This is a genomic window from Pseudoalteromonas sp. T1lg88, assembly GCF_002964765.1.
GTDB lineage: Bacteria > Pseudomonadota > Gammaproteobacteria > Enterobacterales > Alteromonadaceae > Pseudoalteromonas.
Genome location: NZ_PQCF01000032.1, coordinates 809,337 through 823,556, shown reverse-complemented (window position 1 = coordinate 823,556; position 14,220 = coordinate 809,337). Strand labels below are relative to the sequence as shown.

12 protein-coding genes and 1 pseudogene are annotated in these 14,220 nt (G+C 53.1%); 5 read left to right on the top strand and 8 right to left on the bottom strand.

From position 1 onward, the window contains the following. Positions 1-12: 12 nt before the first annotated feature. The 4 genes and pseudogenes from C2M34_RS15295 to C2M34_RS15280 all read right to left on the bottom strand — a co-directional run bounded on the left by C2M34_RS15295 (position 13) and on the right by C2M34_RS15280 (position 6,424). Positions 13-906, bottom strand: coding sequence for a carbon-nitrogen hydrolase (locus C2M34_RS15295; protein ID WP_105259249.1), 894 nt, complete (start codon positions 904-906; stop codon positions 13-15). Beyond that, positions 903-1,943 carry an agmatine deiminase family protein gene (locus tag C2M34_RS15290; RefSeq protein WP_105259248.1) on the bottom strand — a complete coding sequence of 347 codons (1,041 nt, stop codon included), beginning with the start codon at positions 1,941-1,943 and terminating at the stop codon, positions 903-905. The genes C2M34_RS15295 and C2M34_RS15290 overlap by 4 nt, the downstream gene beginning before the upstream one ends. Positions 1,944-2,059: 116 nt before the next feature. Further along, a pseudogene (locus C2M34_RS15285) lies at positions 2,060-5,232 on the bottom strand (efflux RND transporter permease subunit). Positions 5,233-5,239: 7 nt separating this feature from the next. Beyond that, on the bottom strand, positions 5,240-6,424 hold the full coding sequence (locus C2M34_RS15280; RefSeq protein ID WP_105199837.1) for an efflux RND transporter periplasmic adaptor subunit: 1,185 nt from the start codon (positions 6,422-6,424) through the stop codon (positions 5,240-5,242). A gap of 290 nt (positions 6,425-6,714) precedes the next feature. Between C2M34_RS15280 and C2M34_RS15275 the strand changes: the two genes are divergently transcribed. Further along, positions 6,715-7,305 (top strand): TetR/AcrR family transcriptional regulator, encoded by a 591-nt coding sequence (locus C2M34_RS15275; RefSeq protein ID WP_105199838.1) that lies wholly within the window; start codon positions 6,715-6,717, stop codon positions 7,303-7,305. Here C2M34_RS15275 and C2M34_RS15270 read toward each other — a convergent pair. After that, positions 7,287-8,573 (bottom strand): Glu/Leu/Phe/Val family dehydrogenase, encoded by a 1,287-nt coding sequence (locus C2M34_RS15270; protein ID WP_105199839.1) that lies wholly within the window; start codon positions 8,571-8,573, stop codon positions 7,287-7,289. The two genes, C2M34_RS15275 and C2M34_RS15270, sit on opposite strands and share 19 nt — an antisense overlap. Before the next feature lie 117 nt (positions 8,574-8,690). Between C2M34_RS15270 and C2M34_RS15265 the strand changes: the two genes are divergently transcribed. The 3 genes from C2M34_RS15265 (at position 8,691) to secF (ending at position 12,057) form a co-directional block, all read left to right on the top strand. Then, on the top strand, positions 8,691-9,173 hold the full coding sequence (locus C2M34_RS15265; protein WP_105259247.1) for a hypothetical protein: 483 nt from the start codon (positions 8,691-8,693) through the stop codon (positions 9,171-9,173). A gap of 156 nt (positions 9,174-9,329) precedes the next feature. Then, positions 9,330-11,168, top strand: coding sequence for a protein translocase subunit SecD (gene secD, locus C2M34_RS15260; protein WP_105259308.1), 1,839 nt, complete (start codon positions 9,330-9,332; stop codon positions 11,166-11,168). Next, entirely contained in the window at positions 11,158-12,057 is a 900-nt protein-coding gene (gene secF, locus C2M34_RS15255; RefSeq protein WP_105259246.1) for a protein translocase subunit SecF, read from the top strand. Before secD ends, secF begins: the two co-directional genes overlap by 11 nt. 46 nt (positions 12,058-12,103) lie before the next feature. Here secF and C2M34_RS15250 read toward each other — a convergent pair whose 3' ends face one another. The 3 genes from C2M34_RS15250 to C2M34_RS15240 form a co-directional block, all read right to left on the bottom strand. Then, on the bottom strand, positions 12,104-12,637 hold the full coding sequence (locus tag C2M34_RS15250; protein WP_105259245.1) for a cytochrome b: 534 nt from the start codon (positions 12,635-12,637) through the stop codon (positions 12,104-12,106). 134 nt (positions 12,638-12,771) lie between these two features. Beyond that, complete coding sequence (locus C2M34_RS15245; RefSeq protein WP_105199843.1) at positions 12,772-13,128, bottom strand: hypothetical protein; 357 nt, start codon at positions 13,126-13,128, stop codon at positions 12,772-12,774. 40 nt (positions 13,129-13,168) lie between these two features. After that, on the bottom strand, positions 13,169-13,552 hold the full coding sequence (locus C2M34_RS15240) for a VOC family protein (RefSeq protein WP_105213570.1): 384 nt from the start codon (positions 13,550-13,552) through the stop codon (positions 13,169-13,171). A gap of 265 nt (positions 13,553-13,817) precedes the next feature. On the opposite strand from C2M34_RS15240, the gene C2M34_RS15235 reads away from it, so the two are divergent. Then, positions 13,818-14,171, top strand: coding sequence for a DUF1428 domain-containing protein (locus C2M34_RS15235; protein WP_105259244.1), 354 nt, complete (start codon positions 13,818-13,820; stop codon positions 14,169-14,171). Positions 14,172-14,220: the final 49 nt, after the last annotated feature.

Below are 14,220 nucleotides of genomic sequence, written 5' to 3'. Positions count from 1 at the left end.
GAAATCTCCGTTTTAGTCGCGATAAAGTTTGGTTAGGTCGCCATAATGATCGATACGGCGGTCACGTAGATAAGGCCAGATACGGCGTACATTCTCGCCACGGGCCAGATCTAAGTCGGCGCTTAATACTTCGGCCTTGTCATCACTGGCGGTGGCCAAAAACTCACCCTGAGGTCCGGCAATAAAGGAGTGACCCCAGAATTGGATACCGGCACTGTGGCCCGTGGGATCCGCTTCAAAACCTGTGCGGTTGGCACTGATCACATACACACCGTTGGCTACCGCATGGGCACGTTGCGAAATGACCCAGGCATCTTGCTGACGCTTTTGCTCTGCGGCATCGTCGTTAGGATCCCAGCCGATAGCGGTTGGGTAAATCAGAATTTCTGCGCCTTTGGTGGCCATTAGACGTGCCGCTTCAGGGAACCACTGATCCCAGCACACGAGTACGCCCAAGGTGCCCACCGAGGTTTTAATGGGCTCGAAACCAAGATCGCCCGGAGTAAAGTAAAACTTCTCGTAGAAGCCTGGGTCGTCCGGAATATGCATCTTGCGGTATTTACCTGCGATGCTGCCATCGCATTCAAGTACCACAGCAGTATTGTGGTAAAGACCTGCGGCGCGGCGCTCGAACAAGGAGGCAACGATCACTATATTCAGTTCTTTGGCCAGTGCACCCAGGGTATCCGTACTTGGACCAGGAATGGTTTCGGCCAGGTCAAACTGGTTTACGTCTTCGCTTTGGCAAAAGTACAGGCCGGTATGCAGCTCTTGCAGCACTACCAACTTGGCGCCATGGGCGGCGGCCTCGCGGATCCCGGCGATGGAATTGTTAAGGTTAAAGTCGCGGTCTGCGGTGTTTTGCTGCTGTATGAGTGCAACGGCTAAATTCGAAGAGGACATTATTTATTCTCCAAAAAACCATGGGGCAACTGCATGGTAATACAGTGCAGGCTGCCAAATTGTTCAATCAGGGCGCAGCAGTCTACGCCAATTACTTCACGTCCCGGATAGGCCTTGGCTATTTGTGCCAGCGCCACCTGATCATGGCTATCCTGGTAGGTCGGCACCAAGACAGCATCGTTAATAATAAGGTAGTTGGCGTAGGTGGCAGGGAGACGATCGCCTTCGCTGTTGTACACGGCCTTAGGCCAAGGCAGTGCGATTAGCTCATAGGCCTCGTCATTAAGACCACGCAGAGCGACCAGCTCTTCGGCCATTTTGCCAAGCTCGTCATAGTGCTCATCCTGCGGGTCATCGCAGCGTACATACACCAGGGTGTTGTTAGGCGCAAAACGTACCAGAGTATCTATATGAGAGTCGGTATCATCCCCGGCCAGGTAACCATGCTCGAGCCAAAGAATCTTGTTGGCGCCAAGCAACTCGGCCAATGCCGCATCGATTTGCTCTGCGCTCATGCTGGCATTGCGGTTTTTATTGTGTACGCAGGCGCGGGTGCTTAGCAGTACGCCGTGCTCGTTAATTTCAATGGCGCCGCCTTCGAGGATAAAATCGCTCTGCTGGGTGCGCACGCCTTGATTGAGCGCTTGCGCAAACAGTTGGCCATTGATGGCATTGTCTTTGTCGGCCTGATATTTACCGCCCCAGGCGGTGAATTGGCAATCTATGGCCTTAAGCTCTTGCCCGTCGCTGAGAGTCAGCGGGCCATGATCCCTTGCCCAAGTGTCGTTACAGGGCGCATCAACAAAGCATACCTGAGTCAGGTCGACACCTTGCTCAACCAGCTTGCTGCGGATCTGCGCTTTTAGTTCGGCGTTGTCGGCTACGATCAGCAGGCGTTGGCGTGCGCTGATGTGCTTGCTTAATTCAAGATAAACCTGCTCAACGGCAGATAGGTTGGCCGCCCAGTCAGTGTCTTGATGGGGCCAGGTGAGCATTACCGCATCCTGTGGATGCCACTCGGGAAGTAATCTAAAGGTCATTGCTGTCAATCACTGAAAAACAAGCCGCTAGTTTAGCATTAATAGCTTGAATGTCAGCTAAATATCCCGCGTTGAAGGCGGATTGGCGGCAATTTTTGCCGCCTTTTATAGCTGTTTTAAACCAAGCCTTCCTTGGTATCCACATGTTCCTTTTTATGCTGACTGGCAATTTCATCCGCGAGCTCCTGGCGTGAGCGGCGCTCACCGAGGCGACGTTGAGTTAGCCAGTAGAAGAACAGGGGCACAAAGAATACGGCCAGGAAGGTGGCCGCCATCATGCCGCCCATGACCCCGGTACCGACACTGTGGCGGGCACCGGCACCAGCTCCCGAGCTCAGCACCAAGGGCACAACGCCAAGGATAAAGGCCATGGAGGTCATGATAATGGGGCGAAAACGCAGTCGGGCAGCCTCAAGTGCTGCTGCAGCGGCACTCCAGCCCTGTTGATGCTTAAGCAAGGCATATTCGACGATCAAAATGGCATTCTTACCGGCCAGACCGAGCAAGGTAACCAGACCAATTTGGAAGTAGACATCATTGGTCAGGCCCGCTATCCAAATGGAAATAAGGGCGCCAAAGGTACCAAAGGGCAGGGCCAGCATCACAGACAAGGGCAAAGACCAACGCTCATAGAGCGCCGCGAGGATCAAAAAGACCATGATCACCGCCAGACCCAGCGCCAACCCGGTCGTACCCGAGCTGCGCTTTTCCTGGAAGGCGGTGCCGGTCCAGTCGTAGCTCATATCCGCAGGCAAAACCTGGGCGGCGATACGCTCGATTTCGGCGATGGCCTGACCCGAGCTGTAACCCGGTGCCGCCTCGCCCAGCAGTTTGACCGCCGGTAGGTTATTGTAGCGACTCAGGCTATCAGGGCCGCGGCTAAACTCCATGGTGGTAAAGGCCGACATGGGCACCATCTCACCTGAGCTGCTTTTAACGTAAATACGGCCAATGTCCTGAGGCTGCATGCGATACTGGGCTTCCGCCGACATTAATACCTGCCAGGCGCGACCAAACTTGTTGAAGTCATTCACATAGTAGGTGCCCAGCGTACCGGCCAGGGTATTAAAGGCCTCGTTAATATTGACGCCCATGGCACGGGCCTGCTCGCGGTCAATATCCACCTTCAATTGCGGTGCGTCCGGGCGCCACAGGGTCTGCACGCCACCGACTATGGGGCTCTTTTGCGCCTCACTCATCACCAGTTGCATGGCCTGTTGCAGTTTCTCCGGGCCTCCGGCCCCTTTATTTTGAATATAAAACTCAAAGCCGCCCGTGCTTCCTAAGCCGAAAATAGCCGGCGGGTTAAACGCCAGCACAAGAGCCTCATTGATATGGGCGGTTTTGCCAAACAGCTCGCCGACCAGGGCCTTGGTATCTACCTCGCGGTCATCCCAATGGGTTTGGGTGACGAACATGGTCGCGGCATTGTTTTTAAAACCGCCGCCGATAAAGTCAAAGCCAGTAAAGGAGGCAATATTTTCGTTCGCCGGGTTTGATTGCACCGCGGCTATCACCTCATCCACCACCGCGGAGGTGCGCTCTAACGAGGCACCATCCGGTAGGAATACCGCTACGATGTAGAAACCCTGATCTTCATCGGGAACCAGTGAACTGGGCGTTTTTTGCCAGAGACCTATGGTGGCAGTGACCATGGCTACCATAAGCACTAAACCCAGCAGACCACGGCGCACCATAAAGCCAACGGCGCCCACGTATTTATGGGTAATCGCACTAAAGAACTTATTAAACCAGACGAAGAAGCCTGCGGTTTGCTTGTGTTCGTGTTTAAGAATAAGCACGCACAGCGCCGGCGTCATGGTCAAGGCGACCACACCAGAGAGGCTCACGGCAATAGAAATGGTAATGGCAAACTGGCGGAACAGCTCGCCCGTCAAACCGCCGAGGAAGGCGATGGGCACAAACACCGAACATAACACCAGGACTATGGCCACCACGGGACCGGAGACCTCGCCCATGGCCTTAATCGCCGCGTCGCGGGCACTGACATGCTCTTCGTGCATAATACGCTCGACGTTTTCCAGCACCACTATGGCATCGTCGACGACGATACCGATAGAAAGCACCATGCCGAACAGGGTCAAGGTATTGATGGAGTAACCCAACATATACATGCCGGCAAAGGTGCCAAGCAAGGAAACCGGTACCGCCAGCGTCGGAATAAGGGTGGCGCGCCAGTTCTGTAAGAACAGATACACCACCAGGAACACCAAAATCATGGCTTCTATCAGGGTTTTTAACACCTCACGGATGGACACTTCAACAAAGCGAGTGGTGTCGTAGGAGACCACATGCTCAAGGCCCACCGGGAACTGAGGCTTAAATTCGGCCATCACGGCGCCGACTTCTTCGGCGACTTCCAGGGCATTGGCACCGGGCTGCAGGAAAATACCCATCAGCACGGCTTCTTTGCCGTTAAAGCTGCCTTCAAAGTTATAGTCCTTGGCGCCGAGCTCAACCCGGGCTACGTCTTTTAAACGCAGCGAGCTGCCATCGGCATTGGCACGCAGGATAATGTTTTCAAACTCTTTTGGCTCCGACATACGGCCACGAGCGGTGACGCTGTAGACCAAAGATTGCGGCGCCACATGGGTTGGCGTGGCACCTATGTTACCAGGGCATATTGAGAGTTTTGCTCGCGAATGGCGGTGGTGATTTCGTCCACCGTCACGCCAAGCTGGCTCATTAAGTCCGGTCGCAACCAGATGCGCATGGCATAGTCCTTGGCACCGAATATTTGCACATTGGTGGTGCCGGGGATGCGCTTGATGCGATCCAGTATATTCAAGGTCACATAGTTAGAGGTCCACAGCGCCGAACGACTGTCGTCCGGGGAATAAAAAGCATGCACCTGCAAAAAGCTGGATGAACCTTTTTGTACCACCACGCCCTGGCGACGGGTTTCCTCGGGTAAACGCGCTTCCACCTGCTTAACGCGGTTGTTTACGTCCACCGCGGCCTGATCGGCATCGGTGCCGATTTCAAAGGTCACTTCTATGGTGGTGGTGCCGGCACTGGTGGACGTCGATGCCATATACATCATGCCCTCAACGCCGGTGATGGCATTTTCTATGGGGGCGGCCACGGTTTGCTCAAGCACCTCGGCGGCGGCACCTGGGTAACTGGCGGTCACCTGTACCACAGGTGGGGCGATTTCCGGGTATTGGGCCACGGGCAGGGCGCGCATGGCGGCCAGGCCCGCGAGAACTATGACGATGGAGATCACAAAGGCGAAGATCGGCCTATCGATAAAATATCGAGAAAACATAATGCCCTTATCCTTGCTCGTTGATGACGCTAACCGGCATGCCCGGGAAGAAGATACGAGCCATGCCTTCGACGATCACCTTATCGCCGGCGCTCAGGCCGCTACGGATAATCCACAGGTTTTCTATTTGCTCACCCTTTTGTTGGCGATACCATTCGCCGACCTCAACGGGAGCGGGGCGGGCTATGGTGGCGCCTTGCTCATTGGTGGCAGCAAGGTAAACGAATTTGCCGGTGCCATTATCAAGCACAGCCTTTTGCGGGACGGCAAAGGTGCCCTTGTGTTCAGCGCCTAGCAACTCGACCTGCACAAACTGACCTGGGCGAAGACTAAAGTCCGGGTTGGCGACTATGGCCTGAAATTCCGAGGTGCCGGTATTGGCGTTAATGCGCACATCGGTAAAGTTTACCGTGCCCATATGCTCATACAGGCTGCCGTCTTGTAGTTTCAATTGGGTTTGCCACTGGCCATCCGCAGGCAGGGTTAGTTCGCCGCGTTTTTGTGCCTGGCGCATCATCAGCTGTTCGCGCTCGGACAGGCCAAAGCGCACTCGCACTGGGTCGAGTGCGGTGATCTGCGTGAGTAATACCTCTGGGCCGGACACATAGGTGCCTTCCGATACCTGTTCACGACCCATAATGCCGTTAACCGGGGCCTTCACTTGGGCATAGTCCAGGTTGAGCTTGGCTTCGCGCAGTTGCACTTCGCTGGCATTGAGATCCGCCTCGGCGATATCGACGCTGGAACGGGCGTTATCATAATCGCGCTGGGAAACCGATTTATCTTCGCGCAGCTTTGCCAGTCGCTTACTTTCTCTTTGTGCCTGCTCTAACCGTGCCTTGGCGGCGACTACGGCGGCATGGGCCTGTTCATAGGCGAGCTGATAGGGTGCTAAGTCAATGGTAAAGAGTGACTGCCCGGCGCTGACCTTTTGCCCTTCCGAGAAGTTTCGAGACTCAAGCACGCCACTGACGCGGGCGCGAATTTCAACTTCTTTAGAGCCCGATACCGTCGCTGGCAATGAGATCACAAAGGGCGCGTCGATAGGGGTGACGGCCAGTACTTCGACCTGAGCTGGAGGCATGGCCTGTTGTTGCTGCTGCGCGCCTTGCTCACAGGCACTTAAGAGTAAGCTGGCAGTGAGCGCCAAAGACGCGGAGCGGGCGAAAGAATTAACTAGGTTAGTGCGCATAAGATAAGCGTTTCCCTGTGCAAGTTATATGGTATTTAGGTGCCGCCGAGGCGGAATACTTGGCATCTTCAGGCTGTTATCGCATGGCAAAAAAGCCACTTTAAAGAAAGCGTAGCGTCAATTCCCCAAAGAATGAATTCACTTTGCTAAATGTAATTATTGTAACCCAATGGTCACCAAGTAAACGAAAGTGTATACTTTTTTTTAATTTAGGTATACTTTTTCGTTTACCAACTATCTTCTTAGTGCAGTTTAGTTATACTGCCGAGCGTTGACATAAGGGGCGGCACATGAGTAGTACAAAACAACAAGCAGTGATCGGCGCAGCCATTGCCTTGTTTGCCCAACGCGGGCTGGCAGGCACGACCATGGAAGCGGTGGCCACTAAGGCCAAGGTATCAAAGCGCACGCTGTACAAATACTACAGCAACAAGGAACAACTTTTTGACGGCGTTGTCGATTTGTTGATTGAGCGTATTCGCCCTCTACAAGACAACCCTTTCTGCATGCAAACGCCGATTAAAGAGCAGCTGCAAAAGTTAGCCGATGTTGCACTGAGGCTGACTCAGGATAAGGACTACTTGACCTTATCCCGTATTATTTTGATCGAATCATTGCGCTCGAAAAAGCGCGCCGCCATGCTCGATGAGCGCTTTAAGCATTGCGAGCAGGGTATCAATGAATGGTTCGAAGAAGCCCACAGCAAGGGCGCGCTTAAGGATATTGCTCCGGATATCGCCGCCGTGGTGTTTTTTGGTGGCCTCAAAGAGCTGGCATTTTGGGAGCAGTTGATAGCCTGGAAACCTCCGGTCGATAAAGCTAAGCTCGACGCCCTGGTCGAACTTAGCAGCAAGATGTTTGTTCAACCGCCGTTGAAATAATCCGGCGTGCCGTGCGCTTCAATGCCTTCACTGAGCCGTTCTAGAGCCACGGCATAGACGGCGTCGCGAAAGTCCATGCCGTGCTTTTCCACCAGATCATTGGCGCGCTTAAAGGCGCGTTGCATTACCTGGCTCAGCTCTTCGCTGACCTTTTCTCTTGGCCAGCGCTGACCACAGCGATTTTGCGTCCATTCAAAATAGCTGACGGTGACACCACCAGCGTTGGCAAGAATATCCGGGATCACTATCACCCCTTTATTTTTCAAAATAGCATCGGCGTCGCTGGTCACCGGGCCATTGGCAATCTCCACTATGTAACGGGCTTGAATGGCTGCGGCGTTTGCAGCCGTGATCACCCCATCGAGAGCGGCGGGGATCAGGATATCGACGTCACTGACCAAGAGTTCGGCATTACTGAGGCGTTGGTGCTCTAGGGCCTCGCACACCGAGCCTTCGCAATACACGGCTTTGAGCTCCTTATGCTGTTGCTTTTGCCGATAAACACTGTCTATATTCAAACCTTCCTGACGATAGATGGCCCCTTGCGAGTCACTGACCGCCACCACCTTATAGCCGTCATTGGCGAGCAGGCGCGCCACATGGTAGCCGCCGCTGCCAAAGCCCTGGACGGCAACGCGGGTTTCTTGTGGCGTAAGCTGGTCGCGTTTTTCCAACTCCTTGATGCACAAATAGGCGCCGCGGCCGGTGGCATCGTCTCGTCCTAAACTGCCGCCCAGGGCGATAGGCTTGCCGGTGATCACCGCGGGGTTTTTTACCCGGGTAATTTTCTCGTATTCATCCATCATCCAACCCATGATCAGGGCATTGGTATAGACATCCGGGGCGGGAATATCGCGCTCCGGACCAATAAAGTCGGCCATGGCACGTACATAGGAGCGGGATAAGCGCTCCAGTTCAAAGGGGGAGAGGGTTTTTGGGTCGACACAGACGCCACCCTTGGCGCCGCCAAAGGGAATACCCACCACCGCGCATTTTAGCGTCATCCACAGCGCCAAAGCCTGTACTTCATCGGCGTTGACCTGAGGGTGAAAACGTATCCCGCCCTTGGTCGGGCCGAGCACATTATTGTGTTGACAGCGATAGCCGGGGAAGTAGTGAATATGACCATTATCCATGCGCACCTCAACATTGACGTGCAACATGGCATTGGCATGACTGAGGGCACTGATCACCTGATTAGAGCACTGGGTGAGTGCACCAATACGCTTTAAGCGCGCGACCGCATCGTTAAATACCTGACCTAGCATAGCATCTCCCAAACAGCGATTTTTTAGATAGAGGTTTGATTTATCGTCTTTTGCCCATATCTAAGAGTAGATTGCCCGATGTCGAAATAACAACTTAACGGGGCAAGATGATGATTTGTGGGTGAGCTGATTGTGCGTGCATTTTTGATAATCTGGGTGGCTGCGATCACACTTGTTTTTGCAAGTGCGCTCGGTGCTGGGCAGTTTCCGCAGCAGAGTTCCGCGCCGGTGCCAACTGCACTGTGTGCGACGCAGCAAGTGCAAAGTACAGCACCCTGTCTCACCTTTACGCTTGAAATGGATATGGACGCCAAGCAGCATAAAGCGCCCACCTCTCATCCGGTACAACTGCCCCAGCGGGCCATGGGCTCGCACCCAAGCTATTTTTTACATCCCGAGCAGCAACCCTTGTATCTGCTCGCCTATACCCTGGCGCAACAAGACGAGCCCAGTCGCCTGGATAAGCTCAGGTTGACGCCAAGGACCGACTTACCCTGGTATATGCATACGTGCCGGCCCAACAGTGGCCTGCTTGATAACTGCAAGGCCGCCAATCTCACCTATCGCAGCCGCCTGCTGTACGACTCTCTGCCTGGTTAGCGGCTCGGCTAACGACCCGTTTAACACTCCATTTAGCGGCTGGTTCAAGTATCCAGCAAAGGTTTTATTTCTTGTCCACAGACCGGTTTTAGGCCGCGTCTGCTGACAAGGATGGCAATTTTTTACGCTTGTTTTGGCAAGCGTAAGGTAGAGATTATGAATAATAAAAACGGTTCGTTATGGCGAGCCAAGCGTGGCATGGGCGTATTTACCACCCTTGCCCTCATTGTGATATTGGCACTGAGTGCCTTACCCAACTTATACCCCAATACCAAGGTGATTGCTGTCGAGAATCCCGAGGGAGCGCAGGCCTTGGTTCAGATCGAGCGCTTGCTCGATAATCAAGGTTTCCCTGTACAAGGTGGCCACTTTGACCCCCAGGCACAGAGGTTATTGCTGACCCTGGAAAGACCGAATAACAGCGCCGCGGCGGCCGGGGTATTACGACAACAATTAACGGACGCCAACGTCAAGGTGCAAACACGAGCGACCACACCGAGCTGGATGCAAAGTCTTGGCTTAGCGCCGATGAAACTGGGTTTGGACTTAGGTGGCGGCGTGCTTTTTGTCTTGCAAGTCGATACCGATCAAGCCATGGCGCAGCGTATTAAATCCATTGCAGCGGATGCCACTACCCTCCGGCGTACCCTTGGATTGCGAGGCGTGAGCATAGACACTGGGGATCATGCCCTGGTGCTGCGCTCCCCACTGCGTTCGGCGGCTCAGGGCGAGCAATTACAAGATCAGCTACAGCAGCTGTATCCACAACTGCATGTCACGCGTGAGCAAAAGGGGGATTTTGTATATAGCAGATTGCATTACCCTGCGGCCCAACAGCAGCTTTTCGCCCGTGAGGACATGGCTCAGGCCCTGGCCACCTTGCGCAAGCGCATTGAAGAGCTGGGGATCACCGAGGCTGTGGTGCAGCGTCAGGGCGAGCAGGGCATTCGCATTGAGTTGCCCGGCGTCCAAGACCCGGGCGAGGCCAAACGTATCATAGGTGCTACCGCCCAGTTGTCGTTTCACGGCATGCAGCAGCAAGGTGGCAAGCGGGTGTTAACCCAAGAGGGAGACCGAGTGGCCATCGATGCCAAGGCCATATTTACCGGCAATGATATTACCGGTGCGCAGGCCGGGCGCGATGAATGGGGCCAACCCATGGTGCAGTTGCAGCTCTCATCCCAGGGCGGCGATAAAATTAATCGCTTCTCTCGCGCCCATATCGGCGAGCCCATGGCCACCTTGTACAGCGAGTATGTGCAAGGCGCCGATGAAAATGTGCATAAACGTGAGGAGGTGATCTCAATTGCCACCATCAATGAAGCCTTGGGAACGCGTTTTAGCATTACCGGTCTGGATTCCTGGCAGCGAGCGCAGGATCTCGCCCTAGTGCTGCGTGCCGGTTCTTTGGAAGCGCCGATACGCATCATCAAGGAACAAACCATGAGTCCGAGCCTGGGCGAGCAAAATATCAGTAATGGCCTTAATGCCTTATTGCTTGGCTTTGCGTTGACCCTGGGCTTTATGCTGTTTTGGTATCGCCGCCTAGGAGTGGTGGCGAACCTGGCGTTGATGGTTAATGTCGTCAGTTTACTTGGGCTGATGTCGCTGTTGCCCGGGGTGGTGTTAACGCTGCCGGGGATCGCCGGTTTGGTCCTAACCATAGGCATGGCGGTGGATACCAATGTCATCATCTTTGAGCGCATCAAGGAGGAGCTACGCCTGGGGCGCACTCGTTTGCAGGCACTGCAGCGAGGTTATCAACACGCCATGAGCAGTATTATCGATGCCAATCTCACCACCTTTATCAGCGCCTTGGTGCTGGTGGGGGTAGGTTATGGTCCGGTCAAAGGCTTTGCCATCACCCTGGCCCTGGGCATTGCCACCAGCGTTTTTAGTGGTGTTCTGGTATCCAAATACCTTTCTTATTTGTTGTTTAACTGGGCGAAAGAGACGGCTAAGCACCCGACCAAGGAGTTCCATCATGGTGAGTAATTTTAAATCCGTGCGCCAATTTGGCCTGTGGTTGAGTGTTTTGCTTATGGTATTGAGCCTGTTGATCATCACCCTTAAGGGTGTGCCCTTGGGGCAGGATTTTACCGGCGGTTACGTCAGTGAGTTTAGTCTGCCTCAGTCGGTCGCCCAAGAGCCGTTAAAGCAAGATCTTGGCAATTATATTGATGGGCCATTTCGCTTAACCGATCGGGGCCCGGGGCAATGGTCAGTGTTTCAAACGCCCGAGGCGGGACGGGCCAGCGGCGATTGGCTGGCGAGCTGGTCGGTGCACAGCGGTGCAACCGTGCTTGATAACAGCTTTTTGGGTGCCGCCGCCGGCGATGAACTGATAGAGCAGGGAATGATGGCATTGTTATTCGCTACCCTGGCGGTGATGCTTTATCTCCTTGGTCGTTTTGAATGGCGCTTAAGCGTAGCGGCAACCCTGGCGCTGGCCCATGATGTGATTATCACCCTGGCGCTGTTAGCCTTGTTTGAGGTGGAATTTACCTTAACCGTGTTGGCGGCTATTTTGGCGATCATCGGATACTCCCTCAATGACTCCATAGTCATAGGCGATAAGGTGCGCGAGATAGTGCGCGCTAAACCCGAGCAAAATGTGTCCAGAAGCGTGAATGAGGCCATTTTTGCCTCCATGAGCCGAACCCTGATCACCTCCTTGACTACCTTAACCACCATTATCAGTATCTGGATGATGGCGGGGGCGCCGCTGCGTGGCTTTGCCATCACCTTGTTTGTTGGCGTCCTGGTGGGTACCTGGTCGTCGGTATTTATCAGTGCCACCTTGCCGCAAAGCCTGGGGTTAAGCAGTGATAATTATCTGCACAAGGACAGTGAAGAGGTCAAAAGGCAATTGGCTGAGCCTTAAGCGGGTATAAAAAAGGGGAGCCTAGGCTCCCCATTTTATTTTCGAGTTAGTCGCTGCCACGCCCCAGCATACGACTTAAGGTTCTATCTTTATCGATTAAATGGTGTTTGATGGCCGCGGCGATATGCACCAACAGGGTCACAAGCAACAACCAGGCCGCCGGGCCATGAATATCGTGCCCAAGGCTTCCCATCCATTCGATTTTTTCACTCTTTGGATAGAGCTCGAAACCAAATAAGGCCGCACCATGGCCGCCGCCGATACTCATCATTAATCCGGAGATGGGCATTAACAAGGTGCCTATCAGCAACACCATATGCACGCTCTTAGCGGTTAACTCCTGGACTTTGCTAAGCTCGGCAACATGGGTAATTTCACCCTCTTTAAGGCGCCAGAGCAAGCGCGCAAAGGCAAAACAAAGCACGGTAATGCCAAAGGATTTATGCAGTGCCAGCATCTCTAGCTTTTCATCCCCCTTGGGCAGCTCCTCAACATACAAGCCAAATGCCAATACGCCGATAAACAACAAGCCGGTAAGCCAATGCAATACTATGGTGGGGGTCGAGAGTTTATTATCCATATTTAATTCTCAGGTTGAGCGAAACTAAAATCCAGTATGGGTGAGATTTGTGTCAATTTCGACAGCATTTAGCGTAAATGTGTGTAAATTTTACGCAAAGAGGATCTGGATCATATTTTCCTAGGCGTTGGGTTTCAATTGACGCCGATGGGCCCAAACAAGCGAATGGCCAGCATAAAGGTAATGGCCATAAATAGGGTGGAGATCATAGATACCACAATGGGGATGGCGATAACTTGCCATAGCTTTAGGATCAGTACTTTTCTTAATACAAAGGCAAAGAGGATCACCGAAGCGATAAGGGTTGTGGGCTCGACAAAATTTAGCAGGTTGCTCACCCAGCCGCAGGCGAGTTGAATGGCTAAAAAACTGATCGTCAGTGCAATGGCCCTTTTATTGACTTCGTCTTTCACCCGTAGATAAGCCAGGACAAAACGAAAGCCAATAAAGGTGCCAATAAAAAAGGTGAGTAAAAAAAGTGGCTGTAGCACTGAAGGGAATGCCCCGATCGCTTAGTTAAGTTGCTTAAGACTAAGGATAGACAACAAAAGCGAGTTTATTACCATCGCTATCGCGCACATAGGCGGCATAAAAGCCCTCGCCATATTGGGGTCGATAACCCGGCTTACCAACATCTCTGCCGCCATTTTCCAAGGCCATCTTGTGCAGGGCCACAACCTGCTCCGGTGATTGCAGCCTAAATGCCGTCATGGTGCCATTGCCGACGCTGGCGGCAGCACCATCGAATGGGTAGCCGATAAAAAAGCGTGGCACCGACTCATCATCGACAATGCCAAAAGAGGCGCAGGTATCGCCTTGCCAACATATTTCCATGCCCATTTGCGCAAATAATGGCTTGTAGAAATCTATCGCCATGGGTAAATCGCTTACTCCTATCATGGTATAGGCAATCATTTAATTCTCCTTCGTGGCTTAGTGCACAATCGTAGAGTGAGTATATGCAAGGGGTTGAATTTGTTGTAGAGAATTATCAGTTTTACGGTCGGGGAGGAAACTTTTCCGGCGTTTTGCCGAGCATCATACATACTATGAAGGGAGAAATTTATGCGTCCGCTTGGAGATGTCGCTTGAAAAGGCCGCTAGAAACAGTCGGCTTTGTCCGCTATAGGTTAATCCTAATAAAAATGTAAAGGTGCGAGCTGCACCAAGGAGAATAAACATGAGTTATGTAGATGGTTTTGTCTGTGCTGTGCCAACGGAAAAACGCGAGGAGTATCGTGAACATACGGCAAAGGCCGCGGTGTTTTTTAAAAAGTATGGTGCCGATCGTGTGGTGGAAAATTGGGGCAGTGATGTACCCGATGGCAAACTGACGTCGTTTCCCATGGCGGTGCAATGCAAAGACGATGAAACCGTGGTGTTTTCCTGGATCCACTGGCCGTCAAAAGAAGTGCGTGATCAGGGCTGGGCAGAATTTATGCAGGACCCCAGTTGCCAGGAGCAGCTTAACCCCATGCCGTTTGATGGTAAGCGGATGATTTACGGTGGTTTTGATACCTTGCTTGATGAGTAATGGAATGCTATTGAGCGAAAAATAACAAAGGGGCAGGCGCCCCTTTGTT